Raw genomic sequence first — 26,609 nt, 5'->3', positions numbered from 1 at the left:
CTTCCCTAAAAACTAGACCTCCAAAACGGTGAAACCAGGCTTCAGCTAGGGCCTAACTGTAGAGATGGTAGATGCCTAGAAAGCAGAAACAGTGGTTGATTTTCTAGGCCAGACCGGATATAATCGACCCGGCTTTTGTAACTATGATTACAGCATCTACCTGAAATAGGAGGTAACTGGGTTGGCACGTAAACGCAAACGGAAAAGTCGCCGTCGGCAGGAAGGTCGCAAGATACTCGAATTAATCCCTCAATTTAATATAGAAAGCGGTGAAGATAAGCCGGTTACAGCGGCCCGCAAGTATATTCAGTCCGTTGGGATTCAACCACCTGCGCTACTTATTGTAAAACGAAACGAGCACACCACCGACAGATATTTTTGGGCTGAAAAAGGACTTTTTGGTGCTCAGTACGTCGAGGAGAATCATTTCCTCTTCCCCAGTCTACGTGAATATCAGCCCCCTGTTCCTGCTACCAAAACCCCTGTGGCTGTTGGTAGTGGTCGTTAAAAACTTGAGGTTTTTTAAAAAAATCGCTATTAAAAAATATCCTGTATTCCCATCAAGTTCTCTGGACTTGGGTGGGATATTTTTTCGGATGGGTGAGCGCTGAAATACGGACACGGGGGCATCTGTTTACCCGAAACTCAAGTCCATGGGCTTTCTTCCCCGCACTCGGGTGCAGGGTTGACCACTGATGTCATAGCCATTCTCATTTTTGCCTTAACCCATGGCCTAGAGAGATTGGGGAGACGGCTTAGCTTTGATGCCGATTTTCCTAGCTGTCCTGGGCCAGAGCAAAGAAACCGGGTACCTTACCTGCTACTGCCGAGCCGTCTTTTTGGGAAAGAATCACGGCGCTAATCTGATCACTCATCAGGGCCACTTTTTTTTCCGTTTGTTTCTCGCAGGTGAGTTCCAATAATTCCGGGGTAGCAGAACGCATGGCCGCTGTAATCTGGGCGTAGAGGGCCTCGGCATCTGCGGCTTCTTTGCGCTGAACAGAAACGGGGACGGGAGAATACTTTAGAGTCAAATCAATGCTAATCATAGGCTCGGACGATGGGGTTGAAGGAGGACAAAATCATTATCAGGCATGAAGAAGGCGTTCCCTAAAATCCGGCTCGGATCCCCAAGGGACAAATTTTAGCTTTTGTTTAGGATTGCCCTAGCCACGCCCGTCAATTTTCCCTAATATAGTGTAAGTTAAGAAAAGTTAAGATTTCTCACATTTCATCTCTAGGGTGGCCTGTTTAAGCCTAAACCGCTGGAGAGAGGTAGAGAAGTCAGCTATCTCGTAATTATTCATAATTTTTGGAGATTCGCGCCCATGACTATTGCAGTCGGACGCGCCCCAGTGGAAAGAGGCTGGTTTGATGCCCTTGATGACTGGTTAAAGCGCGATCGTTTCGTCTTCATCGGTTGGTCTGGTCTGTTGCTCTTCCCCTGCGCCTTCTTGGCCCTGGGCGGTTGGCTCACCGGCACCACCTTCGTTACCTCCTGGTACACCCACGGTTTGGCTAGCTCCTATCTCGAAGGGGCTAACTTCCTCACCGTTGCCGTTTCTTCTCCTGCGGATGCCTTTGGTCACTCCCTGCTCTTCCTCTGGGGGCCTGAAGCCCAAGGTAACTTCACCCGCTGGTGTCAAATTGGTGGTTTGTGGCCCTTCGTTGCCCTCCATGGGGCCTTCGGTCTGATCGGCTTTATGCTCCGTCAGTTCGAGATTGCCCGTCTGGTCGGCATTCGTCCCTACAACGCCATTGCCTTCTCTGGCCCCATCTCGGTTTTCGTCAGTGTTTTCCTGATGTACCCCTTGGGCCAATCTAGCTGGTTCTTTGCTCCCAGCTTTGGCGTCGCTGGTATCTTCCGCTTCATTCTCTTCCTGCAAGGCTTCCACAACTGGACGCTGAACCCCTTCCACATGATGGGCGTTGCCGGGATTCTGGGCGGTGCTCTGCTCTGCGCTATTCATGGTGCGACGGTGGAAAACACCCTATTTGAAGACGGTGACCAAGCCAACACCTTCCGGGCGTTTGAGCCGACCCAAGCCGAGGAAACCTACTCCATGGTGACGGCGAACCGTTTCTGGTCTCAAATCTTTGGGATTGCCTTTTCCAACAAACGCTGGTTGCACTTCTTCATGCTGTTTGTGCCGGTGACGGGTCTGTGGATGAGTTCTGTGGGCATCGTCGGTCTGGCGCTGAACCTGCGGGCCTACGACTTTGTCTCTCAGGAATTACGGGCAGCGGAAGATCCTGAATTTGAGACCTTCTACACCAAAAATATTCTGTTGAACGAAGGGATGCGTGCCTGGATGGCCCCCCAAGATCAACCCCACGAAAACTTCATCTTCCCCGAAGAAGTTCTGCCCCGTGGTAACGCGCTCTAAGCGTTGCTCTGGTGCGAACACACTCTCGATAATTGGTGATAGCCCCCGTTTGGGGGTTATTTTTTTGCCGAGGAGGCCAAGAAACATGGGAAGATGATAAGGCTTTTGGCAATATTGTTCGCTGAGCCGACTCCCTTCGCATCCTCCAGATTGCTCATGAAATGTCGTGTTTGTGATTCTACCCACCTAGACCTGGCCATTGACCTGGGGAAACAACCCTGGTGTAACCATTTTCTGCGGCCAGAGGAAGTCGGGCAGGAACCCTACTATCCCCTACGGGTGCTGTACTGTCAGGACTGCGGTACGGCCCAGTTGGATTACACCGTCAAAAAAGAAATCATGTTTGGCGATCATACCTACTTGTCGGGTGTGACGAAATCCCTGAGTGAGCATTTTCGCAAAATTGCCGAGGAAGTTGATCAACGGTTCCTAGCGGACAAAGCTCAAAAATCGGTGTTGGATATTGGTTCCAACGATGGTACCCAACTCAAGCATTTCCAGGCCCTGGGCTACGATGTGCTGGGGGTAGAATCCTCCAAAACCACGGCCAAGATTGCCAACGATGCCGGTGTGCCGACCCTGAATGATTTTTTTAATCTAGACGTCGTCAAGAAACTCAACCGTAAGTTTGATGTGATCAATGCGGCGGGCGTCTTTTTCCATCTTGAAGAACTCCATTCCGTGACGGAGGGCATTCGCGAGGCTCTCGCAGAGGACGGGGTCTTTGTGGTGCAGTTTCTTTACATGAAGCGCATTGTGGAAAACCTGGCCTTTGACCAGATTTATCATGAACATTTACTGTACTATAATCTGCAAACCATCGAAGTCCTGCTGAATCGCCATGGCCTTTCCCTATTTGATGCCTACTTGGCTCCAATCCATGGCGGCTCGATTATGGGCTTTGTTACCCACCAGGGCCGGCGGGAACCCAGCGAACGCTTGTTGGCTCTGCGGCAGGCTGAGGTAGACGAAAAAAGCAATGACTTTGAGACCTATCTAGACTTTGCCCGCCGGATTGAACAGATGAAAACGGAGAATTTGGCCTACCTTGAGCAAGCGAAGCAGGCCGGTAAGCGCATTTGGGGCTTTGGGGCCCCCGTTAAGGGCAATACCCTGCTCAACTACTTTGGCATTGGCCCTCAGTACCTCGATTGCCTGGTGGAAAAAAATGAATTGCGCCGGGGCCTGATTTCTCCGGGCATGCACATTCCCCTGGTGATTGAAAAGGAATTAACTGAACTGCCGGACATTTACTACGTCCTGGCCTGGAACTTCAAGCGGGAAATCCTCGCCAATAACCAGGCCCTCATCGACCAAGGGGTTGAATTTTTCTTTCCGGTGAATCCCCCCGATGCCTAGAAATCAATCCCCATGGGTTTAGAACTGCGGAGTTACGTTTATCTCGATAGCCTACAACCTCAACATGCCGCCTATATTGGCACAGTGGCGGTGGGTTTTTTGCCCCTACCGGGGGACTGCTCCCTCTGGGTGGAGGTGTCGCCGGGGATCGAGATTAATCGCATTACGGATATTGCCCTCAAGTCAGCGGTTGTTCGGCCGGGGGTTCTATTCGTTGAGCGTTTGTACGGATTGTTGGAAATTCACTCCAGTAACCAGGGGGAAGTGCGGGCCGCTGGCCAGGCCATTTTGCAATACCTCGGGGCCAGGCCCCATGATTGTCTCAAACCCCAGGTGGTATCGAGTCAGATCATTCGCAACATTGATGCCTACCAGGCCCAATTGATCAATCGCAACCGACGCGGCCAAATGCTGTTGGCGGGTCAAACTTTATTTGTGCTGGAAGTTCAGCCAGCAGCCTACGCTTCCCTTGCGGCCAACGAAGCAGAAAAAGCGGCCCTGATTAATATTTTGCAGGTGAGTTCTATTGGTAGCTTTGGCCGACTTTATCTAGGCGGTGAGGAACGGGATATTTTAGCTGGCTCCCGAGCGGCCCTGGCGGCCATTGAAAACGCGCCCGGACGACGACCAGAGTTAATGGGAAAACAGGAATAACGCACCCAAATGCCTAGGTGGGGTCAGTTGTGTAGTCAGGTTTCGGAGATGGGATATTAGCCATCCTGGGCTTCGGGTAACGCACCCTTCATTTTTTTGAACCAATCCACGAGGTTTTCTAACTGCTGGGCCGGTTTCATGACCCCCAGACCCCGCACAATCACCTTTTTGGGGCTATAGACAAAGCGAGTCCGCAAATGTTGGGGCAAGTTCTCTGACAGGAGTTTCCAGGCCGGCTCTTCCATGGGGGTTTCGAGAACAATGTTTTGATGGCCTTCGAGTTTAATTCGTGAAAAGCCCAGGGATTTGGCCAGGTGTTTTAATTCCACCACCCGAAAGAGTTGTTCCACGGGGTTGGGCAGAGGGCCATAGCGGTCGGCCCATTCTAAGGCAATCTTGACCAGGGCCTGGGCTGACTCCACGGCAGTAATGCGACGATAGGCCGCCATTTTCTGCTCCAGGTCGGGCATGTAGTCACTGGGAATAAAGGCCGTAATTTGCAGATCAATTTGGGCATCTTCCACCTTGGGAATTTCTTGGCCCTGGATTTCGCGGATGGCTTCCTGGAGCATGTCCATATACAACTCAAAGCCAATGGCCTCCATTTGCCCCGATTGTTCGGCCCCCAGCAGAGACCCTACGCCCCGGATTTCCATATCCCGCGTGGCCAACTGATAGCCCGAACCCAGTTGGCTAAACTCCTGCAGGGCCCGTAACCGTTGCCGGGCCGTTTCTGTCAAATCTCGTTTGTTGGGGTAGAGTAACCAGGCATGGGCCTGAATGCCGGAGCGGCCCACCCGGCCCCGCAGTTGGTAAAGCTGGGCCAGACCAAATTTTTGGGCATCTTCCACAATGATGGTGTTGACCCGAGGAATATCCAGTCCCGCTTCAATAATCGTGGTGCAAATTAAAATATCGGCCTCGCCGTTATTAAAGGCCAGCATAGTGCTTTCCAGTTCCGATTCCTCCATTTGGCCGTGGCCAATGGCTAGGCGAGCATCGGGAATCATCTGCTGGAGTTGGCCCGCCAGTTCCTCAATGCCTTCAATCCGCGGCACTACGTAAAAAACCTGGCCCCCCCGGTCTAACTCATTACGAATCGCAGTACGAACCACCTCAGGATTGTAGGGAGAAACGTGGGTTTGAATGGGGCGACGGGAGGGGGGCGGCGTGGTGATTAGGCTCATTTCTCGGATGCCGGACAGGGACATGTAGAGGGTGCGGGGGATAGGAGTCGCCGTTAGGGTCAGGACATCCACTTCCGTTTTCAAGCTTTTGATCTTTTCCTTTTGGTTGACCCCAAAGCGTTGTTCTTCATCAATTACCAATAGTCCCAGGTCTTTAAATTTGACGGATTTACCCAAAATTTGCTGGGTTCCCACCACAATATCTAGTTCCCCCGAAGCCAGGCGCTCTAGGATCTCTTTTTTCTCGGACAGGGTACGGAAACGATTCAGCAGGCCCACGGTGATAGGATAAGGAGCAAAACGTTCCTTGAGGGTGTGGTAATGTTGCTGGGTGAGGACGGTGGTCGGGGCCAGGAGGGCCACTTGCTTATGACCACTGGTGACAGCCTTAAAAATGGCCCGGACAGCCACTTCAGTTTTACCGAAGCCCACATCCCCACAGACCAGACGATCCATTGGGCGCTCACTTTCGAGGTCTCGCTTGACATCCTGGACGGCCTTGAGTTGGTCAGGGGTGGCTTGGTAGGGAAAGGAGTCCTCCAGTTCCAGTTGCCAAGGGGTATCCGGGGGGAACATAAAGCCCTTCTGTTTAGCCCGCTTGGCGTAGAGATTGAGCAGATCAACAGCCAATTTTTTAATGGCCTTGCGGACTTTGGCCTTGGTGGCCTCCCAGGTTTTACTGCCCAGTTTGTGGAGTTGCGGCGGTGTCCGGTCGGTGTGGCGGTAACGGGACAAACTATCAAAACTATCGGCGGGGACGCGCAGCAGGCCGTCGGCGTATTGAATCACCAGATATTCCCGCGTAGCCAGGGCCTCTAGCTTCATAAACTTGCCGATGCCATGACTTTTGTGGACGACGTAGTCCCCAGGGGAAAGCTTGTGGATATCGACTTGTTTGGAGGCGGCCCGACGACGCTTGCGGACGTATTCTGGGGTGGCTAATGCGTGCTGGCCAAAGAGTTCTCGATCCGTCACCACCACAATGCGGAAGGTGGGCAGAATGAAGCCTTCTAGCTCCGCAATGCCAGCGTATTTGAGGGCCACGGCAGTTTTCTGGATCTGAAATTTTTCAATGGCCGGGTAATCCTTGGGGTTGGGAATAAATTGGGCCGGACAATCATGCTCCTGGAGGAGAGAAACGGTGCGGGAGGGCTGGGCCGACACCAGCCAAGTGGCGTAGCGGTCAAGACTAATGCCGGTATAAATTTCCCGTTTACCCCGCAAAATTTCCGCTAATTTGGCAAATTGATGGGGCGTGGTTGGCAGAGGACGGCTGGAGAGGTCAAGGCTATCGGATTCACTGCTGTCGTGGAGTTCCCTGAGTTCTAAGCTCAGGAAGTTAGCCTGCACCTGCTGTACCCTCTCTTCAAACCGTTGGTGTAGGGGCGGTAAGGAGGGCTGTTGCAGGGCCTGCCAATCCTGTTCGGCGTAGTCCCAACGGCGGTCCGCATGGCCCTGGCATTGTTCGGGTTCATCAAAGGCCACCAGGGTTTGAGGGGGGAGATAATCCAACAGGGAAGCGGGTTGCTCAAAAGCCAAGCCGAGTAACCGTAGGAGTCCCTCAGGACGTTGGCCTGTCTGCCACTGGCCCCAGTCATCTTCGTTAAAGTAAGGTTCAAGCTCAAGGCCCTGAGTTCGTAACTGCTGTTCAATCAGGACTTCGAAAGCACGGGGAGTTAAGGTCAACTGTTCGACCGAGTCTAGGGATTGTTGACTGGCTGGATCAAATTCCCGCAACCGTTCCAGTTCATCACCAAACCATTCCAACCGGACGGGTAATTCTGCCGCTACGGGAAACACATCCACAATATCCCCCCGACGACTCCATTGGCCCTCAGTTTCCGTCGCCGCTACTCGTTCATACCCCAATTGGGCCAGGGTTAAATCGAGAATTTTGCTATCGAGGCTCAGGCCCTTACTCAGATTTAGGCAGGCCCGGTGAAAGCAATCGGCAGGGGGGAGAAGTCGTTGGAGGGCCTTTTCCGTAGTAACAATAGCCTTGCCTTCTCTCGGTTGTTGCAGGGCCATCAAGACTTGCATTTGGCCCCAGGTCATCTCTAGTTCCGCATCCCAACTTTCATAGACTGAAGCCTCGGAGGTGGGATAAAAATGAACCGTTCGCCAGCCCATTAGTTCCAATTGAGCGGCCCAACGCCCGGCTTCTTCCAGGGTCGCTGTAACGACTAAGAGATGATGTTGGAGGGATTGGGCCAGACTTGACGCCACCAACCCTTTGGGTAGACGTGCAATGCCACTCAGCTTGAGGGAGCGCTGTTTTTGTAATTTTTGGCGCAATTCCACCGCTAGGGGCAATTTTTCTAGGTGACGTAGCACGGAAGAAAGGGTCATAGCCAAGGAGATAAAAGGGGCATTGTTCGATCTTACTCTCCCGATGGAGTCCAGGCCCGGTTCCTGACCCTTTGGTCTGGCGGTTTTACCCTAGGGCCATAAAAATCCCCCATGGTAATCATGGGGGCCAAAACTCAAGGAAGAAGGATCAATCTAGGGAAAATTCAGGATTGATCTAGACGCCTACCGCTTTTTTGGAGGTGACGGCCAGTTCTCCTTTGGCATACTTGGCCGCGTACTCATCGAGGGTCATTTGCTTGATTTTGCTGGCATTACCGGCAGTCCAGAACTGTTGGTAACGTTCCGCACAAATCTGCTTCATGTACTTGATAGAAGGCTTGAGGAAGTGGCGGGGGTCAAAGTTGGAGGGGTCTTTGGCCGCGGCTTCCCGGAAAGCGGCGGTAATGGCCAAGCGGTTGTCGGTGTCGATGTTCACCTTGCGGACACCACTCTTGATGCCTTTTTGGATTTCTTCCACGGGCACACCGTAGGTCTCGGGAATAGAGCCACCGTATTGGTTAATCATGTCAATCCATTCCTGGGGAACGGAGGAAGAACCGTGCATTACCAGGTGGGTATTGGGCAGGCGCTTGTGGATTTCTTCAATGCGGCTGATGGCCAGGATTTCACCGGTGGGCTTGCGGGTAAATTTATAGGCTCCGTGGCTGGTACCAATGGCAACGGCGAGGGCATCAACTTGGGTTTTTTCTACGAACTCGACGGCTTCATCGGGGTCGGTGAGCAGTTGAGAATGGTCTAGTTTGCCTTCAAAACCGTGACCATCTTCGGCTTCGCCTTGGCCCGTTTCGAGGGAACCTAAACAACCCAGTTCTCCTTCAACGCTGGCCCCAACGGCATGGGCGACTTTCACGACTTCGGCAGTAACGCTGACGTTGTATTCAAAACTAGCCGGGGTTTTCGCATCGGCTTCCAGGGAACCATCCATCATCACACTGGTAAAGCCATTGCGAATAGCCGAGTAGCAAGTGGCGGGGCTATTGCCGTGGTCTTGGTGCATAGCAATGGGGAGATGGGGATAGGTTTCTACAGCCGCCACGATCAGGTGACGCAGAAAGTTTTCTCCAGCGTAGCTACGGGCCCCACGGGAAGCTTGCAAAATAACGGGACTGTCGGTTTCATGGGCAGCTTGCATGATCGAAAGGATCTGCTCCATGTTGTTGACGTTAAATGCAGGAATACCATAATCATGTTCGGCTGCGTGGTCTAACAACAGCCGCATAGGTACGAGCGCCATAAGTGTCCTCCTAGTTTAATGCCTAAATTTAGGGTGAGCCGTAACATTAGCTTTATATTCGTTCAATCTTAAGCTAGTTTCCTCCCCTTGACAATTTTTAACGAAATTTTTTTTCCAAAACCCAATGTCTGTGGTAAGTCAAGGTTTGAACTGAGGATGATGGCAGGGCCTTCCCCGAAGCCGCCGACTCCCCCATAGATGCGTATAGACAAACGTGAATTCACACCCCCAAAAAAAGATAGCGAAGGTGAGATAAATCCAGAGCAATAACACCATCACATTGCCAATCACCCCGTAGGCCTGAAAATGTTTACCAAGACTAATCATGCCACTCCCCACTGCTGATTGCAGGGCCATTAACAGAGCGGAGGTAAGCAAGGCTCCTGGTAGAATGTCGCGCCAGAGGAGACGAGGATTGGGCAATAGTTTAAAGGCAACTAAGATAATTGCTGTCAGTAGACTGTAGGCAACGATTCGCTGGATATTTTCCAACACGATCCAGTGCTCTAGGGTTCTGGGCCCCCAGCCTGGAATTTGTTGACGTAGGCCGGCATCTAAACTTTGTAAAAGAGCTGTGATTAGCTGGAGACTGAGCTGAGCCAGCATAGATAGTAATAGAATAAAAACAGTACTAAATACCAGTAAAAATGCCCAAAGTTTATTCCGTAAGCTTTGTACTAAGTTTTGAGTTAAACTGGGGGAAACCTGAACCGGGTGAGTTTCCCGCCAGATTTTATCCACGCTCCGGCCCAGGGCCTCAAAAATCTTGCTCGCAGCGAGGAGCAGGAGTAAAAAGCCGACTACGCCGGCCCCCCAACTACTGCGATTGAGATTATTCAAAGCCTCGACAGCCAGGGTATGGGTCTCCATAGGAAGTACCTGTTGGCCGAGGGTGAGCAGTTGACGGTAGGTATCAGTGGTAGGGCCGAGTACCCGACCCAAAACCCCCAGGATCACCAAACAGAGCGGAAATAGAGAAAAAAAGGCGTAGTAGGCCAGGGCGGCCCCCATTTCCAGACAATCATCCCGTTGCCATTTACGGCAAGTCTGCCAGAGGAGTTGTACCCCCCGACTGGGCCATAGCCGGGTCTGCCAGAACTGAACTAGGAAGGCGAGGAGGTGCTTAGGGAACATGATGGGAGAGAATCTGCTCAGCCATGGCATGGCCAGAAAGAACGGCCCCTTCAATTTTGCCGGCCCCAAAGGCATCCCCTCCCAAATAAAGCGGCCCAGGCTGGTCTAGAGATAGATAGGAATCAGGATAAGGGTTGGTGACGAGGCTATAACGCCAACGGTGCAGGTGGGTTGTCAGGGGAGGACTACCTAACCAAGGAGCGGCCGCCGCCAGTAGAAATGCGGTGATCTCTGCCTCCGAGGCTGAAAAATAAGCCTGGCTAAATTGAGGGCCGGCGTGGAGCGTAACGGCATGGCCCTGGGGCGAAATTCCCTTATTTTCATTGCAGGCCAGCCAGACTAATGGTTCCCCGGTTCCCCAGAGGCCCCCAGGGGCCGGAATGCGGCTTGGTTTTTCCAACAGGGCCAACAGGGCCAGACAGGGCGTATAACTCACAGCGGCCAACGCTTGATCGACGTCTGTCGGTAGGGCAATCTGGGATTGGGCCAACAGATCTAGGGATTGGGGTAACGGAGGAGTCAAAACAACAATGTCGGCTTGCCAGTCCTGGGCATTATCCCCTTCGAGCCACCATTGGCCTTTCTGCCAACAGAGCCGTTCCACCCGGACGGGATGAAACACCGTGAGATTTTGGGCTAAATACTGGGCCAGACCCCGATTACTCGACAAACCCCGGTAGGCCACTTTGTCGGTTTGACGAATCGTCCCATCCACCTTGGCAAAGTTTTGGCCCCAGGGCGTCACCACGCCGGCCGCCTGCCATTGATCAACCCAGGCCTGAAACGCGGGTTGGCTAACAGTAAAATACTGGGCACCATAGTCAAAACACCCCACTTGATCGGCATGGCGAAGACGACGGGTTGCTAAGCGACCGCCAAGCCCTCGACCTTTATCGAGGACGGTTACAGGCCAACCCTGGCCTTGCAAAATTGTGGCGACGATCAGACCACAGATTCCAGCTCCGACAATCAAACAGTTAGGTTTATTCACCGTCGTTCCTAAGGTCATCTGTTATCCTCGGTTCTTCCCGGTTGGAGATATTCCAATAAGGCCCATCGTCTGCCATTAAGTTGGTTGATTGACTGGTTAGCCGTCATTTGAGTCTCTCCCTCCTTCTACCGAGATCGCCAATTTTGATAATCAGCCAACCAATGATCAGGGCAAGAGCAACACCGAGGAGAGGATAAATCCACCCAGGAAAAGCCAAGGCAGGTTTTGCTTTGGTGATTAGCCACAAACCGACCATAACGAGTAAAGGCACTTGGATCACAGCACTCAGAACTGGCACCTGACCAATTTCACCGCCGTGGGTGACATAGGAAGTACGAAGCTCGAAAACCAAGAGTAAAGCCGCAAGGGCCAGCACAATCAGGCCGATGGTGAATAACATGGCGATTAGCTATTGGGGGGAAGCGGATGGGCCTCCTCTTCCACTAAGTAAAGATTGCTAGTCGTTAGAGACTGGGGTGGTAAGGCTTCCAGACTACGCATGGCAGTTAAGGCCTCTTTAATCATCACCGCTGAAGGAACCGCCACAATCACCCCCAACAGGCCACCAATACGGGCCCCCGTTAGCAGAGAAATCAAGACCCAGAAGGGATTCAGTCCGGTCACACTGCCCAATACCCGCGGTGCAATGCCATTTTCCACAATTTGTTGAATCACCAGGGCCACCGCCAGCAATTGCAGTGCCATGCCAATATCTCGCAGGGCCACCAAAAAAGTGACCAGGGCAATACCAACGGAACCGCCGAAGGGAATCAGGGCCATTAACCCCACCGTCAGACCAAACAACAGGCCGAAGGGAACCTTGAGGAGTAGAAAACCCAGCACCAGGCCCAGGGCCATGCAGGTGGCAGAAACTAATTGGCCGAGAAAATAATTCTGAAAACTACGGCGTAGGGTTTGGGAAAAGGGTTGCTGGAGCCGGAGGGGGAGCCAGCCAATAATACTCTGCCAAATATCTTCGGTGTGGAGGAGCAGGTAGAAGGTGAGGATTATCGTCAGTAAAACATCCAGCAGACGGACAACGGTAAACACCGTCAGGTTAAGCGCCAGGTTGAGAGTACTGCCCGCTAACCCCTGGATCTGACTGGCCAAGCGGGTATTAATCTGGGTAATCAAGCCATCGAGATTAATCGGCCAACCTAAGACCGCTACCCGTTCATCTAACAACATTAATTGGCGCTGGCCTGAATCTAACCATTCGGGTAGCCGAGCTACCAATTGCTGGGCCTGGGTAAACACCAACGGGACTAGGGTAATCCCAACGGCAATAATCAAGATCAAGGTCAGCAGAAACACCAGGCCCGCGGCAAACAAACGCTGAATCCCTTTTTTTTCCAACCAGGCTACAGGGTAGTTCAACAGAAAGGAAAAGACCGCTGACAGTAAAATAATGACGAACAGCGATTGAAAATAGCCAAAAATAGCTGACAGGGCCCTAGCATTGAGTACCATCAGGGGAGCCCCCAAGGCCAGTACCAGTAGGCGGGTCAGGGAATTGAGGGAATCCCACCATTTAAATAACCAATTCTGGTGTGACGAAGAAGAGCGGGAATGAACCATAATCGCTATTAATCCGTGGGAAAGCTGACCGAATGCCCCGGTTTAGGGCCCTTAACGCAACGAATTGCCAATACTTCCATCATTCTAAGGGAATTTTTCTGCCTTGAGAAAACCCAGCTTTTTCAGGCATCGCGTAAAATCAAACTACCCCTTGTCTTCTTTTCCCTTCATCATTTATGGATGATACCCCCCTATCCCCTGCACAAATTCAACAACTGAGGGAAGCGATCCCCTTTTTTAAGGGCCTTTCAGAAGATTCCCTGGCCCAGTACTTAACCCATTTTTCCATCCGTCAGCATCCCGCCAATCAAGTTATCTTGCTGGAGCACGATTGGGGGGGGGCGGTCTATTTTATTTTGGGGGGATGGGTCAAAATTAGAACCCATAATGCCGATGGCAAGGAAGTTACGCTCAATATTGTCGGCAAGGGAGAAATTGTTGGCGAAATGGCTGCTATTGAAGAGGCCCCCCGCTCGACGGACGCCATTACCCTAACCAGTGTAGAAGTTTGCAGTATTCCTGCGCCGGATTTTTTTGCTCTCCTCAAGGCTGAACCCCTAGCTGGTATTCATCTGGCCCAGCTCATCGCCAAACGGTTACGCCAGTTAAATCGTCGCTTGCGTCTCCGGGAAGCCGAAAGTTTGGCCCGAGTCGCCGATACTCTCCTTTTTCTAGCCGAGGGCCAAGGCAGCTCCACCAGCCAGGGAACCCTGATTCCGAACCTCCCCCATCGGGAACTGAGCAGTATCAGTGGCTTAGCTCGAGAAACGGTCACCCGCTCCCTTACTAAGCTCGAAAAGCGGGGGTTAATTTTCCGGGAGCCTGATCAAATCCGCATCCCTAACCTCGAAGACCTCGAAAACCTCATTTCCTAGACTGAATTTGGAACTCTATGACCCTCCCTTCCCCAGATGCCGAACAGCCTGGTTGGTTAGAAGAAGAAACGAATTGGGTAGACCTCGACAGCAAGACAGTCGCCCAAGCCCCGCCTCAACGAGAGCCACCCTTGCCCCTGCCCAAATCTGACCCGACTTTGGCCATGGTAGAAAGTGCTTTTCTAGCTAGCGCCGCCAGTCTGATTTGGCTGATTAACTACTATTTTCCCCTTGGCCCAATCCTACGTATTTTCTTTCCTTTGCCCTTGGCGTTAGTTTATCTGCGCTGGGGCCATCGGACTGCCTTTAAGGGCGTCGTCGTTGCCAGTTTATTGTTGTCGGTACTGATGGGGCCGACCCGCAGTGTTGTCTTTCTGATTCCCTATGGTCTGATGAGTCTCCAACTGGGCTTTTGTTGGCAACGAGCGGCTCCCTGGGGCTTTTCGATCTTTTCTGGTGCACTGATTGGCACCATTGGATTTTTCTTCCGCTTCTGGCTCTTTTCCATTTTGTTGGGGGAGGACCTCTGGCGCTACGTCATAACCCAGGTAACAAACCTCTTAGATTGGCTGTTTCTCAAGCTTAATCTCCTTGTACAACCTGATATCGTCGTCATCCAAGGCTTGGCCGTTGCTCTTATTTTTGTGAACAGTTTGATTTATCTTTTTGCGGTTCACTTGGTAGCTCTGCTGGTTTTCGACCGCCTAAAAACGCCCATTCCCCGGCCGCCCCAGTGGTTAGCAGTTATTTTAGACTACGACTAGAAAAACCAACCGTAGGAATGCAGGCCTTTCCCCAGAAGATTGACCCCCAGATAGCAGACCCAAACCACTAAAAAACCACTAGCTGCCAGCAGGGCCGGTCGTCGGCCTTGCCAACCTTTAGTGATACGGGCATGGAGATAGGCCGCGAAGACAAGCCAGGTAATCAGGGCCCAGGTTTCTTTCGGATCCCAACTCCAGTAGGAACCCCAGGCCTCATTGGCCCAAACAGCCCCAGCAATAATGCCAATGGTCAGCAAGGGAAATCCTAGACCGATAATGCGATAGCTAATGTTATCGAGGGTATCCGCTAAACTCAAGCGTTCGGGGGATAGGGCCAAGGTCTCTGGTCGAGTCAGGACAGCTACTCCGCCGCTACTTTCAGCTGGAATCTGACTCGGTAGGGACTCGTGACGTTGCAGACGATAACTCCCCGTCCCGACGGAACTGCCCCGCAGGGCCACGGTTTGGCCCTTGGTGACAACCAAAAAAGCAATGGCCAGCAACGATCCCACCATCAGAGCCGCGTAGCTAATCATCATGACGCTGACGTGCATCATCAACCAATTGGACTTCAGAGCCGGTACGAGCGGGGCTGAGACCTGCATATCCACTGGTAGAGTCAGGGCCGCGAAGGCAGTAATGCCTAAGGCCACGGGGGCAGTACAGACACCGACCAGACGACTCTGGCTCATGGCTTCCGCGATGAGATGAGCCGTGGTCAGACCCCAGGCCAGAAAAAAGAGAGATTCGTAGAGATTGCTAATGGGAAAGTAACCGGCCTCTAACCAACGGGCCCCCAAAAGGGCCGCAATGACCAGATTGGCACTGGCCATCCCCAGGCTCCCCAATTGGGCCAACCAAGCCTGGGGAAAGACGGCTCCAATCCAATAGGCCAGCAGGGTCGCAAAGAGAATCAGAAAAGAGGTATTGTCTAAAAAACTTTCAAGGCGAATCAGATCCATAAAACACTTAATTAGCGAGTGGGAAAGCCTACCTTGTTTATCCTACACGGCCCTAGGACTAGTACGACTAGACGATCTGGAAAAATACCACGTCCTTTTTGGCCCATTGTCTTATCCCAAACTGCTAAAGCCCAACAACACAACTAGCTCCACCTCAAACAAGGGGAGATGCCTGCATTGGAGGCGTTAGGGTAAGACTCTATAGCCCTAATGTTGGAGGACTCGTATGCAGGGGGCCATCCTCAATCAAGGCCCAACGATTTATTCTCGGATTCAGCCAAGACCCTTGGACAAACCAGGGCCTAGGCTACTTGTTTATATTCCCGCATCAGTCGGACGAAATTTTCAAACAGATAGTCGGCATCATGGGGGCCAGGACTGGCTTCCGGATGGTACTGCACGGAGAAGAAGGGAAGAGTTTTGTGGCGCAAACCGGCCACTGTCCGGTCGTTGAGATTGAGGTGGGTGATCTCCACGTCGGCCCCTAAGGACTCTTCCGTCACCGCAAAACCGTGGTTTTGGCTGGTAATTTCCACTTGTTGTTTTAACCCAGCCGGTTGATTCAGGCCCCGGTGACCAAATTTGAGCTTAAAGGTATCAGCTCCTAGGGATAGGCCTAAAATTTGATGGCCCATGCAGATGCCAAAAGTGGGTTTCTGGGCCGCTAACAAGGCTTGGGTCGTACTAATTCCTTCTTGGACGGCGGCGGGATCTCCCGGCCCATTGGACAGAAAAATGCCATCGGGGTTATAAGCTAGGATCTCCTCCGGGGGAGTAGAAGCGGGAACGACAATGACACGACAGCCGTAGCTAGCCAGGCGGCGTAGGATATTGCGTTTGACGCCAAAATCGAGGGCTACTACCGTTAAAGGCGCAGTGGAAGCTGGGGACTCTACCGGGCCAAATTCCCAAGCTGCTGGGGTCACTTCTGACCACTCGTAGGGGTGAGCAGTCGTCACTTCCTTAACAAGATTAAGACCGGCCATACTGGGAGCCGCCTCAATCCGTTGCAGAAGGGTTTCCGGGTCTAAAATTTCCGTTGAAATCCCCCCATTCATGGCGCCAACGGAGCGAAGTTGACGGGTCAGGGCCCGGGTGTCGATGCCATAGATGCCGACAATGTTGTGTTGGGCCAGGTAATCAGAGAGGGATTGGGTAGAGCGCCAATTGCTGGGTCGCTGGGTGATATTGCGGGCAATTACCCCCTTAACCTGGGGATGGGCAGACTCTTCGTCTTCAGGATTAACGCCGGTATTGCCTAATTCGGGATAGGTAAAGGTGACGATCTGGCCACAGTAACTGGGGTCGGTTAAAACCTCTTGGTAGCCCGTCATGCCGGTATTAAAGACCACCTCTCCCACGGTTGTTCCTTGGGCTCCGAAGGCCCAGCCGCGATAAACCGTTCCATCAATTAGGACTAAAAGCGCCGGTTTAGCCTCAGCAATTGGCATAATGATATATTGCAGGTTAGCAGGAATGAATCAAGGATCATCGTAACAGATCCAATTCCGCTGTTTTGCCAATGTCAAGTGACCATGATAGTAGGTGAGCTGATGGGTCCCCAAAAACTAACGGAAGCAGATAAGGCTAAAATTCTGGCGCTCTATCGGCAAACATCGGAAACAACATCGACCTTGGCAGAACAGTTTGGGGTCAGTAGTTCGACCATTAGCCGCTTTCTCAAGGGCATGCTTTCTAATCAAGAATACGAAACGTTGATTCATCAAAAGCGGTTGGCCCGTAATTCAAAAACGGATAGTCAATTGGCCCTGGCGTTGGAGACTTCAGCAACGACGGAGGCGATTGCCCAGACGGCCATCCAGCCCGAGCCGCCGGTTATCATCCCATCCCAAGCCGTCCACTCCGAAGGCCCCTCCCCGGAAACCGTTACCTTAGCGGCCCAAACCGTCTCCGCGAACCCCAATCCAGTTCCTATCCTCAGAAGCCGCAAGCGACGTAGTTCTGCCACCATGGTTGCCGACTCTGGGGTAACCTTATCTGCCAGCCCTTCAGCCTCCGGGGAATCCCAAGCTCTGGTGGCAGACGTGTCTCTTCCCCTCGAACAGCCCCAGTCTCAGCCCATAGAAAAGCTTTCTCCCCTTGAAGATCCAGTTCCTCCTCCTCCCTCTCCTAGGAAAGCCGTTGCAGATATTGACCTCAGTGCCATTGTCAAAGATTTAGACGATGATTTAATCGATGAGGATGATCTGGAGGAAGAGGATGATGACGAGGATATAGAAGACGACCTCGATGAAGTTTGGGAGGAGACAGATAGCGAGGAATCCTCAGAGGCCTTTCTTTCCCTAGGGGATACCGAAATTCGGGTGCTTCCCTTTTCTGAGGCCATCCTGCCCCCCAGTTGTTATCTAGTGACAGATCGGTCGGCGGAACTGGTGGTGCGTCCCCTCAAGGAATTTGCCCATTTAGGTAAGATCCCGGCCGAAGAGGTGCAACAAAAGACCCTGCCCGTTTTTGATAACCATCGGGTGGCCCGGCGCTTTTCCAATCGTTTCCAGAAAGTGATCAAAATTCCCGATAGCCGCCTGCTCCAGAAAACCCTGGGTCATCTCCGTTCCAAGGGGATTACTCGTATTTTCCTCGACGGCAAGGTCTATCAACTAGGCAATAACTAGGGCCTGAATAGCCGTCCATTCTTCCGGGGTCAAGGCCTGGGAGATAATTTCAACACCAAAATAATGCCGGGCCGTCGTCTCTAGGATTTCCAAGAGGGTTGCTAGGGATGGGATACTCGTTCGTTGCAGTAGGCCCTTTTTCCAAGGGGCTGTTTGGCCAAAAACCTGCTCAAACAATAGAGGATCGCCCTCGAGGAGCATCGCACCGTGCTGGAGCAGGGCCTGGTCGGTGTAGCGCTGGGCACTGCCAATTAACTTACTGCCGTCTAGAGCCACTAAATCCGCCGCAGTAGCCGTATTAAAGCAACTGGCATTGTGGCGATAGTGGTGGTCGGCCGAGCCATAGGTGAGTTCCACCCCCAAGGAACCCCAGGCCTGGCGGAGAAACTCGCAGAGATAGGTATAGTGGTCGCGGCGCTTACGGGAACCCCAGTGAGGTAAGACAATGGCGTAGGTCAGGGTGCCTTGGTGGAGGACGGCTCGACCACCACTGGGACGACGCACCAGATCCAAGGGTTGGCCCTGCCACCGGAGGTTACCCCAATGTTCAGGATAGTGGTGTTGGCAATAGCCTAGGGAAATGGCGACTGGACACCAACCGTAAAAGCGGAGGACGGGTTGCTGGGTGCGGGGAACGTAATCCTGGAGTAGCCAACTATCCAAAGCCATTTGTTGCTGTCCGGGAGCTTCCAGGTAGGGAATTAAACGCCAGGTTGTCTTGGTCAGAACGGATGGCAGACTGGAACCGTTAAGATCTTGAACATTGGCCATTGTTTTCTCACCCCAAATACCATGCCTTGGTTTCTTACCACCTTGAAGGCCCTGCTCTCAGTGTACTATGCCCAAATGCTGGAGTATCGTGCCGAGATCTTCTTCTGGATTTTGTCCGGTTCCCTACCGATTATTTTGATGGGGGTTTGGGTTCAAGCTGCTAATAGTGGCGATTTTCCCTTAAGTAGTGTGGAATTTGCCCGCTATTTTTTTGCAGTTTTTATCGTTAGGCAATTCACCAATGTTTGGGTGATCTGGGAATTCGAGCGCGAAATTTTAGAGGGAAAACTCTCCTTTAAACTGCTCCAACCGCTGGATCCGGTGTGGCATCACGTTGCCCGTCACCTGGCGGAAAAAGTGACCCGCTTTCCCATTGCTATTTTATTGACCGTCCTCTTTTTTCAGCTCTATCCCCAGGCCTTTTGGGTTCCCAGGGCCGACCAATTTTTCCTAGGTACTTTAGGCATTATTCTTTCCTTTACCCTCTATTTTTTAATCCAATACACCTTTGCCCTGTTTGCCTTTTGGACGGAACGGGCCAGCGCCATTCAAGACCTCTGGTTTTTGTTTTATATCTTTCTCTCCGGCATTGTGGCCCCCTTGGATACTTTTCCAGAGGCCATACGAGACTGGGTTCTCCTCACTCCGTTTCCCTACGGTGTCTATTTTCCCGCCGCTATGTTTGTGGGCCTACCGATGCCCCTCGGCCAAAGTTTGGTCATTATTACTGTTTGGATGATCCTATTTTGGCGCTTAAATCGTTGGCTATGGCGACAGGGTCTGAAGCAATATTCCGGCATGGGGGCCTGAGGAAACTTCCCTCCTGTCTTGGTAGTCGTAGGATCAGCTTTATTTCGCTCAAACCATGCTCAAAAAACTTGTTTGGGTTACCCTCACCCTCCTACTGGCTTCTGCGAGTCCGAGCTGGGCTGGCCCGACCCTAGACCGGATTCAAAAAACTGGCACGATCACCGCTGGGGCCCGTAAGGATGCCATTCCCTTTGGCTACGTCAATGCCCAGGGCCAGTGGGTCGGCTATTCCCTTGACATCCTAGAACTGATTCGTCAGCAAGCAGAAAAACGTTTGGGCAAACCCATTCGTCTCAAGCTGGTGGAGGCGACCCCGGAGGAGCGGTTCAAGCTTATTCAGCAGGGGGCCATCGATGTGGAATGTTCTTCCACCACCTTCACCTGGGCCCGCACCGCTAAGGTGGACTTTTCCGTGAGTTATTTTGCCGATGGCACCAAAATTTTGACCCGGCCCCAGAGTGGGCTAGAATCGGCTGAATCCTTAGCGGGGAAAAACATTGGCGTTATTGTAAACACCACCAATGAGCGGGCCATGCAAGTGGTTCAACCCGCGGCGAAACTCATCCCCGTTAAAGACCAAGCGGATGGGTTGTGGAAACTCGAAGCCGGTGAAATTGATGCCTTGGCAGGCGATGGTATTGTTCTAGAAGGCCTACGCCAGCGGGCCAAAAATCCCCAAGCCTGGGTGGTGACGCCGGCCTTTCCCTACCAGTACGAAGCCTACGCCTGTTCCCTCCCTAAAGACGACTCCGATTGGCGCCATCTGGTTAATTACGCGCTTTTACAGTACATGGAAGGCGTTGTCAGTGACCAAATGACCGCCGTTAATCTCTACGAAAAATGGTTCGGCGACGCTGGGGTAGTTCCCTATCCTCGGGATACAATCAATGACTATTTCCAGGGCATTATCAACAGTTACGAATGGATTCCCATCGTTGACTATTAACATTAGTTAGAGGGATGGGAGCCCGCCCTGGGCCAAAATCTAGATGATAAGCTGGGGAAGAATCTGCTCAGAACCACCATGGCACTCTCCTCTACTAAACCGAACTGGGTCAAGCGTTGGCAAAAGCATTGGGAGACTGCTCCCCTTCCGGCTACAGAAGAATCGATTTTATTGCGAGTTCTCGTCCAAGTTCTGGTCAGTATTGGGATTGTTGCGACCGATGTGGCCGCCCAAACGACCTGGAGCCTCTGGGCGATTCCCCTCGGTGGGGTAGGGGCCTATTGGAGTTGGCGCAGGCGTAAACACCGTAATGTGGCCCTCAAGTTCAGCTTGGCCATTGCAATGCTGGGAGTGCTGTTGATTTTTCTCAATAATCTGGTGGTGAATTTCGGGGATAGCCGCATTACCCTTGCCGGACTCTTGGTGCAGTTACAGGTTCTTCACAGTTTTGACCTACCCCGCCGTAAAGACCTGGGCTATTCCATGGCAATTGGTCTAATTTTATTGGGAGTGGCAGGAACCATTTCCCAAGATATGGCTTTTGCCCCCTGGTTAATTGTTTTTCTAGGCGTAGCCCTGCCGACTCTGGTTCTAGACTATCGCTCTCGCCTTGGCCTGGCCGCTCTTGACCCCTATTTCGGCTGGTTTACCCGACGAACAGAGGCTCCAACTACTTTTCGTCGTCCCGATTTTCCCCTCATTCCCACTCGATTAGTCACCCTCTTGGGCCTCACTTTGCTCCTTGGTTTGTTGATCTTTATCCTGATTCCTCGTCTACCCAGTTATCAACTCCAGACGTTTCCCGTCAACGCCCCCGAATCCACCAAAAATCAAGAATTTGATCCCCAAAACCGCGGTATTGTTAATCCCGGCTACGTGAATCCAGGACGAGCAGGCCAGGGAAGTGGCCAGGGGACTAGTCCGGTGGAAGGGGCTGGCCCTCTGGATGACACCTTTTACTACGGCTTCAACAATCGCATTAACCAAAATCTACGGGGCGAAATGAAGAAGCAGTTGGTCCTGCGGGTACGTTCTCAGGCGGAAGGGTTTTGGCGGGCCTTGGCTTTTGACCATTACACTGGCCAGGGTTGGGAAATTAGCAACGGCGATGATCTGGCGACCCTCCAGCGCCCAGACTGGTCCTATCGCTTTAATCTTGAAGGAGACTTTAGCCAGTTAGAGACGAAAAAAGTGATCCAGACCTACACCGCAGTCATGGATCTGCCGAACGTTATCCCCAATCTTTACTCGGCTCGTTATCTTTATTTCCCCACCAAAGAAGTGGCCCTCGACCGTAATGGCAGTCTCCGTGCCCCCGTTGGTTTGGTAGAAGGATTAACCTATACGGTCATTTCCGAGGTTCCCTTTCGAGATAGAACCCGCCTACGTCAGGCTCCGGTTCGCTATAGTTCTGTACTCGACCGCTACCGACAAGTGCCCCCTGACCTCAAGGCCAAGGTGCAGCAACAGGCTCAGGCTCTTCTGCAAAAATCTCCCCGGCCTCTCAATTCCGTTTATGAAATTTCTCTTTACTTAGCCCAGGCCCTGAAACAACATTATCGTGTGAGGACGGATATTCCCTTTCTAGAACCTGGCGAAGATTTAGTTGAGGCCTTTTTGTTCAAATATCAGGGGGGCTATCCTGATCATTTCTCGACCGTCCTGACGGTAATGCTCCGTTCCCTCGATATTCCAGCTCGCTTCACCGTCGGCTTTGCTCCGGGGCAGTTTAATCCCTTTACTGGCTACTATTTGGTGCATAATACCGATGCCTATGGTCTCACTGAGGTTTATTTTCCGAGCTATGGTTGGTTTACCTTTGACCCCATTCCTGGCCATGACCTCTATCCTCCTTCCATCGAAGAAAGTGAAACTTTTAGCGTCCTAAAGCAATTTTGGCAATGGGTTGCGGGGTGGTTGCCTTCGCCAGTAACAAACTTCGTTAGTTTAGTCTGGACGAATGTCGTCGAAAGCTTACTCAAAGTTGTCCAGTGGTTCTGGCAATTGGTGTCCGGTAGTTTCTTGGGCGCGATTGTGGGCCTGATGTTGGTCAGTGGCATGGGGTTACTGGCCTGGTTGGGTGGGCAACAGGCCCGGCGCTGGTTACAACAACGACGTTTGGCCCAGTTCCCTCCCTTGGTGCGTTGCTATTCTCTCCTGCTGCTCAACCTAGCGGCCCAGGGCTATCCCCGGAAAAGTCCTAGCCAAACTCCCTGGGAATATGGGCAATGCTTGCAAGCAGACCTGACGCCGGAACAATGGGCCCTGGTGATGGAAATTACCCAGGCCTACATCGCTGGCTACTACGGTGGTCAGAGCCAAAACCTGGCGCATTTAGAACAACAAAGACGACAACTCCAGCGCAGTCTCTCACGGCGGCAATCCCCCCTCAGCAAAGGATTCGGGTGGCTACGGTTTATCCGGCTTTCCTAGAGCAATTCTTGATACAATCAGCGGAGCATTGTTCGCACAACGTCACTGTCGGGGGCATTATGAGGATTTTGGTAACGGGCGGCGCTGGTTTTATTGGCTCCCATTTGATTGACCGTTTGATGGCCGAGGGCCACGAAATTTTGTGCTTGGACAATTTTTATACCGGCAGTAAACAGAATATTAGTCACTGGTTGGGGCATCCCCGCTTTGAACTGATCCGCCACGACATTACCGAACCCATTCGCCTGGAAGTTGATCAGGTTTATCATCTCGCCTGTCCCGCCTCACCAGTCCATTACCAGTTCAATGCTATTAAAACAGTGAAAACCAACGTTATCGGCACCTTGAATATGCTGGGTTTAGCCAAACGGGTCAAGGCCCGCTTTTTGTTGGCTTCGACCTCTGAAGTCTATGGCGATCCCGATGTGCATCCCCAACCAGAAACCTATCGGGGCAATGTGAATTGCATTGGGATCCGCAGTTGTTACGATGAAGGCAAGCGAATGGCTGAAACCCTTGCCTTTGACTACCATCGGGAACATGACCTGGACATTCGCGTTGCACGCATCTTCAACACCTATGGGCCACGTATGTTGGAAAATGATGGCCGAGTGGTGAGTAATTTTATTGCCCAGGCCCTGCGGGGAACGCCCCTCACGGTCTATGGAGATGGCTCCCAAACCCGTAGCTTTTGCTATGTGTCGGATTTAGTCGAGGGACTGATGCGTTTAATGAATGGAGAACAGACAGGCCCGATTAATTTAGGCAATCCCGGCGAGTACAGCATTTTAGAATTGGCGCAAAAAATTCAAACGCTGATCAATCCCAACGCTGAATTGGTCTACAAACCCCTGCCCAGCGATGACCCCAAACAACGTCAACCGGATATTACGCTCGCCAAAACCTATCTGAGTTGGGAACCGACTATTCCCCTAGATCAAGGCCTGGCCCTGACGATTGCAGATTTTCAGACTCGTTTGGGATTGGCCCCAGGACCTTAATGGGCCGGATGGATGGAGGGCGAAGCCACGGCTGGGGTCTCCAGGGCCGCTTGAGGATACATAATGCGCTGGTGATGAAACTGTTGCCAGACCCGGACAAACACTTCAGCAATAATCGGTAATTCTTCGTACTTCAAACCACTGTTTTGAAGTTGATTGTCTCGCCAACGGGCTTTAAAAATTCGGTTAACCATGGCCAAGGCTACTTCTGGATTAGCATCCTTCAGGGAACGCAGGGCCGCCTCTGAGCTATCCGCCAGCATGACAATTCCGGTTTCACGGGACTGGGGAATGGGGCCATCGTAGCGAAAATCGGCCTCAAGAATGGCCTCAGCCTCCGCGCCCTGGAGAGCAGCTTTTTCCTTAGCCTGGTGATAAAAATAGGAAATGAGCATGGTGCCCTGATGCTCTGGAATGAAATCCCGTACTACTTTAGGCAATCCGTACTTACGCGCCATTTCTAGGCCCTCGGAAACGTGAGCCTTAATAATTTGAGTGCTCTGCTGGGGATTGGCAATGAGGTCGTGCTTGTTGGGGCCGCCCATTTGGTTCTCGATAAATCCTAGAGGGTCGTGCATTTTACCAATATCATGGTACAGGGTTCCGGCCCTCACCAGTTCCACATTACAGCGCAGTTCTCGAGCTGCCGATTCCGCTAGGCAAGCCACAAAGAGAGTGTGTTGAAAGGTGCCGGGGGCCTCCTTGGCCAGGCGTTGTAGGAGAGGACAGTTAGGGTTACTGAGTTCTACTAAACGAATCGGCGTAACCACATCAAAGAAACGTTCGAGGTAGGGAGAAATCCCAATGGCCACCACAATCCACAGCGTCCCCAGACTCCCGTAAATCAAGGCACCGGGGAGGAGAGCATACCAGACAGTGGTGGGAGTCGCACTCAGTATCAAATAACCGATGAGATAGACCCCTCCCTGTACTAAACCTACGCCCACACCGAGGCGGGCCAATTCATCACGGGAACGTAGCCGACCGGCCAAGCTACCGGCCAAAACCCCCGCTGCCATACCAGCGATTAAGTATTCCCAGTTGATGGTATCAGTGGTGGTTTCCGAGGGAGCAGCCAGGGCATAGCCGGTCATCCCCCCCACCAGCAGCACGTGGGCAATAGCCAGGGTCGGGCCATAGTAGCTACTACCCAGGAGACCAATAGCCGGCAGGGTCATGTAGTAAGGATCGATCAGGGCGGAGGCAGGGCCTGTCAAACTCAGAGCCAGTAACAGGATATGGTCTCGTCGTCGCAAAGGACGATGGATTATCCGAGTTAAGGCCCCAAAGATTAACACCACTCCTGTTGTTACTCCCGCTGTCTGGAGCAGTCCTGACCAATTAATCCCTCGCTGACTCAGGCCAAAACCATCCAGTAGGACAAATTGAGGCTGCTCAATCACTTGGCCAGCCTGGATAATGACCTCTCCTTGCTTAGTTGTAACGACAATGGGTTGGACGGCCTGGGCGGCCCTTTCCGCTTGGCGCTTCGTTGCCTCCGTATCAATTACAAGATTGTACTGATCTTGTAGGAGGACGAACAAAATTTCTTCAGCCACCTGTTTGGCTTCCCGAGACTGAGTGCCCGAAAGATTGGCTTGGATGGTTTCCTGGAGCAGAGTACGAGAAATTCCCCCCGGTAGACCCTGGGTTAACATTCGCTCTTGGGCCTGTCGGATATCTGCTTGAATCGTTGTCCAGAGGGATGGCTTGATAGTGAGAGCGGTGACCAGAGTCTTGGGGGACAGCAGGGCTAAATTGTCCGCCTCTAAAGGCTTCTGGGCGAGGGCGTAGCGTTGCCGTGCTTTCTCGATTGCTTGCACTAGGGCCTGGCGCTGGGCAGAGGAAAGGGTTGCCGTCGTTTCCTGGAGTGCCTGGTATAGGCTAGCTAAATTTGATGGCATATTCTGGGCAGGCTCTCCCAAAGACAGGGCCTGTTTCAATGTTTGCCATTCTGATTCTGGACAACTCCGGAGATACTGTTGCTGTAATAAATTTAAAGTCTGGATACTGAGGTAGGGGAAAGGAGCGCCAAGGCGGCGGAACTGGTCAATATGGGCGAGGACTTGATTGGTATTTTGGTGGATAGTGGCGGTAAGTTGTTCTTCTCGCTGAAGACGAGGAACAATCCCTGTCCGGACTTCCTTACGGCGTTCCTCCGTGGTTTTTCCATCTAAAAATTCACCGTCTGCTGGAGCATAAATGGTGGAGGGGGCCCGACTGCCGACCCCGAGTTGGGGCTGATTATAGTAGCGATAGCCTACTACGCTAGTTAGGGCAATGACCGTCACCCCAAACATAATAGGTGGGTGAACCCAACGAATGGTTCTCGAGGCGTAGAGTCGATGCCAGAAAGACCATCGACCGGATGTACCTTTGGCCTGGGAGGAGAATGTCCGTGGCAGAACCTGGCTTAGCGGAGGACTTTCAGGGCCAACCCGACGGTACCAGGATTGCAGATATTGATATAAGACGGAGAGTCGTTTCATGAAAGGGGGGAAGCAAAAGACCAAAGACTAA

General features: G+C 52.3%; 22 protein-coding genes. 11 read left to right on the top strand and 11 right to left on the bottom strand.

The annotated features are described in order from the left end of the window. Nucleotides 1-181 precede the first annotated feature (181 nt). Nucleotides 182-508, top strand: a complete 327-nt coding sequence (locus ABXS88_RS14345) for a DUF3155 domain-containing protein (protein WP_353672729.1) — start codon at nt 182-184, stop codon at nt 506-508. A 268-nt stretch (nt 509-776) separates the two neighbouring features. Here the strand turns inward: ABXS88_RS14345 and ABXS88_RS14340 are convergent, their stop codons facing one another. Then, complete coding sequence (locus tag ABXS88_RS14340; RefSeq protein ID WP_353672728.1) at nt 777-1,049, bottom strand: hypothetical protein; 273 nt, start codon at nt 1,047-1,049, stop codon at nt 777-779. Between the two features lie 279 nt (nt 1,050-1,328). On the opposite strand from ABXS88_RS14340, the gene psbD reads away from it, so the two are divergent. The 3 genes from psbD (at nt 1,329) to ABXS88_RS14325 (ending at nt 4,400) form a co-directional block, all read left to right on the top strand. Further along, a complete protein-coding gene (psbD, locus tag ABXS88_RS14335; RefSeq protein WP_353671912.1) occupies nt 1,329-2,387 on the top strand; it encodes a photosystem II D2 protein (photosystem q(a) protein) in 1,059 nt (352 codons plus the stop codon). 156 nt (nt 2,388-2,543) lie between these two features. Continuing rightward, nucleotides 2,544-3,746 carry a class I SAM-dependent methyltransferase gene (locus ABXS88_RS14330; RefSeq protein ID WP_353672727.1) on the top strand — a complete coding sequence of 401 codons (1,203 nt, stop codon included), beginning with the start codon at nt 2,544-2,546 and terminating at the stop codon, nt 3,744-3,746. Between the two features lie 12 nt (nt 3,747-3,758). Further along, complete coding sequence (locus tag ABXS88_RS14325; RefSeq protein WP_353672726.1) at nt 3,759-4,400, top strand: hypothetical protein; 642 nt, start codon at nt 3,759-3,761, stop codon at nt 4,398-4,400. 56 nt (nt 4,401-4,456) lie between these two features. On the opposite strand, the gene mfd is transcribed toward ABXS88_RS14325, so the two are convergent. From mfd to ABXS88_RS14295, 6 genes are all read right to left on the bottom strand, one after another. Continuing rightward, nucleotides 4,457-7,936, bottom strand: a complete 3,480-nt coding sequence (mfd, locus tag ABXS88_RS14320; protein WP_353672725.1) for a transcription-repair coupling factor — start codon at nt 7,934-7,936, stop codon at nt 4,457-4,459. Between the two features lie 175 nt (nt 7,937-8,111). Continuing rightward, a complete protein-coding gene (gene fba, locus ABXS88_RS14315) occupies nt 8,112-9,191 on the bottom strand; it encodes a class II fructose-bisphosphate aldolase (protein WP_353672724.1) in 1,080 nt (359 codons plus the stop codon). Nucleotides 9,192-9,329: 138 nt separating this feature from the next. Next, the gene (locus ABXS88_RS14310; protein ID WP_353672723.1) at nt 9,330-10,325 is read right to left on the bottom strand and encodes a YihY/virulence factor BrkB family protein; all 996 of its coding nucleotides are present in this window, start codon (nt 10,323-10,325) and stop codon (nt 9,330-9,332) included. After that, nucleotides 10,315-11,334 carry an FAD-dependent oxidoreductase gene (locus tag ABXS88_RS14305; RefSeq protein ID WP_353672722.1) on the bottom strand — a complete coding sequence of 340 codons (1,020 nt, stop codon included), beginning with the start codon at nt 11,332-11,334 and terminating at the stop codon, nt 10,315-10,317. Before ABXS88_RS14305 ends, ABXS88_RS14310 begins: the two co-directional genes overlap by 11 nt. Before the next feature lie 85 nt (nt 11,335-11,419). Next, nucleotides 11,420-11,716, bottom strand: coding sequence for a hypothetical protein (locus ABXS88_RS14300; RefSeq protein ID WP_353672721.1), 297 nt, complete (start codon nt 11,714-11,716; stop codon nt 11,420-11,422). 5 nt (nt 11,717-11,721) lie between these two features. Continuing rightward, nucleotides 11,722-12,894 carry an AI-2E family transporter gene (locus ABXS88_RS14295; protein ID WP_353672720.1) on the bottom strand — a complete coding sequence of 391 codons (1,173 nt, stop codon included), beginning with the start codon at nt 12,892-12,894 and terminating at the stop codon, nt 11,722-11,724. Between the two features lie 176 nt (nt 12,895-13,070). Here ABXS88_RS14295 and ABXS88_RS14290 point away from each other — a divergent pair, with 176 nt between their 5' ends. Together ABXS88_RS14290 and ABXS88_RS14285 are read left to right on the top strand one after the other, a co-directional pair. Next, nucleotides 13,071-13,769 carry a Crp/Fnr family transcriptional regulator gene (locus tag ABXS88_RS14290; RefSeq protein ID WP_353672719.1) on the top strand — a complete coding sequence of 233 codons (699 nt, stop codon included), beginning with the start codon at nt 13,071-13,073 and terminating at the stop codon, nt 13,767-13,769. 17 nt (nt 13,770-13,786) lie between these two features. Next, complete coding sequence (locus ABXS88_RS14285; protein WP_353672718.1) at nt 13,787-14,533, top strand: DUF2232 domain-containing protein; 747 nt, start codon at nt 13,787-13,789, stop codon at nt 14,531-14,533. Here the strand turns inward: ABXS88_RS14285 and ccsB are convergent. Then, entirely contained in the window at nt 14,530-15,495 is a 966-nt protein-coding gene (gene ccsB, locus ABXS88_RS14280; RefSeq protein WP_353672717.1) for a c-type cytochrome biogenesis protein CcsB, read from the bottom strand. The two genes, ABXS88_RS14285 and ccsB, sit on opposite strands and share 4 nt — an antisense overlap. A gap of 302 nt (nt 15,496-15,797) precedes the next feature. After that, nucleotides 15,798-16,946: a glutamine-hydrolyzing carbamoyl-phosphate synthase small subunit gene (gene carA, locus ABXS88_RS14275; protein WP_353672716.1), complete on the bottom strand. Its 1,149-nt coding sequence runs from the start codon at nt 16,944-16,946 to the stop codon at nt 15,798-15,800. Nucleotides 16,947-17,048: 102 nt separating this feature from the next. Here carA and ABXS88_RS14270 point away from each other — a divergent pair, with 102 nt between their 5' ends. Continuing rightward, nucleotides 17,049-18,128 (top strand): helix-turn-helix domain-containing protein, encoded by a 1,080-nt coding sequence (locus ABXS88_RS14270; RefSeq protein ID WP_353672715.1) that lies wholly within the window; start codon nt 17,049-17,051, stop codon nt 18,126-18,128. Here ABXS88_RS14270 and ABXS88_RS14265 read toward each other — a convergent pair. Beyond that, nucleotides 18,114-18,899 carry a biotin/lipoate A/B protein ligase family protein gene (locus ABXS88_RS14265; RefSeq protein ID WP_353672714.1) on the bottom strand — a complete coding sequence of 262 codons (786 nt, stop codon included), beginning with the start codon at nt 18,897-18,899 and terminating at the stop codon, nt 18,114-18,116. The two genes, ABXS88_RS14270 and ABXS88_RS14265, sit on opposite strands and share 15 nt — an antisense overlap. A gap of 21 nt (nt 18,900-18,920) precedes the next feature. On the opposite strand from ABXS88_RS14265, the gene ABXS88_RS14260 reads away from it, so the two are divergent. From ABXS88_RS14260 to ABXS88_RS14245, 4 genes are all read left to right on the top strand, one after another. Next, on the top strand, nt 18,921-19,709 hold the full coding sequence (locus ABXS88_RS14260; protein ID WP_353672713.1) for an ABC-2 family transporter protein: 789 nt from the start codon (nt 18,921-18,923) through the stop codon (nt 19,707-19,709). 55 nt (nt 19,710-19,764) lie between these two features. Beyond that, nucleotides 19,765-20,655 (top strand): amino acid ABC transporter substrate-binding protein, encoded by an 891-nt coding sequence (locus ABXS88_RS14255; RefSeq protein WP_353672712.1) that lies wholly within the window; start codon nt 19,765-19,767, stop codon nt 20,653-20,655. 78 nt (nt 20,656-20,733) lie between these two features. Beyond that, a complete protein-coding gene (locus ABXS88_RS14250; protein ID WP_353672711.1) occupies nt 20,734-23,088 on the top strand; it encodes a transglutaminaseTgpA domain-containing protein in 2,355 nt (784 codons plus the stop codon). Nucleotides 23,089-23,147: 59 nt separating this feature from the next. After that, nucleotides 23,148-24,089: a UDP-glucuronic acid decarboxylase family protein gene (locus tag ABXS88_RS14245; RefSeq protein ID WP_353674828.1), complete on the top strand. Its 942-nt coding sequence runs from the start codon at nt 23,148-23,150 to the stop codon at nt 24,087-24,089. Here the strand turns inward: ABXS88_RS14245 and ABXS88_RS14240 are convergent. Continuing rightward, the gene (locus ABXS88_RS14240) at nt 24,086-26,578 is read right to left on the bottom strand and encodes an HD family phosphohydrolase (RefSeq protein ID WP_353672710.1); all 2,493 of its coding nucleotides are present in this window, start codon (nt 26,576-26,578) and stop codon (nt 24,086-24,088) included. The two genes, ABXS88_RS14245 and ABXS88_RS14240, sit on opposite strands and share 4 nt — an antisense overlap. Nucleotides 26,579-26,609 lie beyond the last annotated feature (31 nt).

Origin of the sequence: Synechocystis sp. LKSZ1 (genome assembly GCF_040436315.1) — a bacterium.
Lineage (GTDB): Bacteria > Cyanobacteriota > Cyanobacteriia > Cyanobacteriales > Microcystaceae > Synechocystis.
This window is presented reverse-complemented; position numbering and strand designations above follow the sequence as displayed.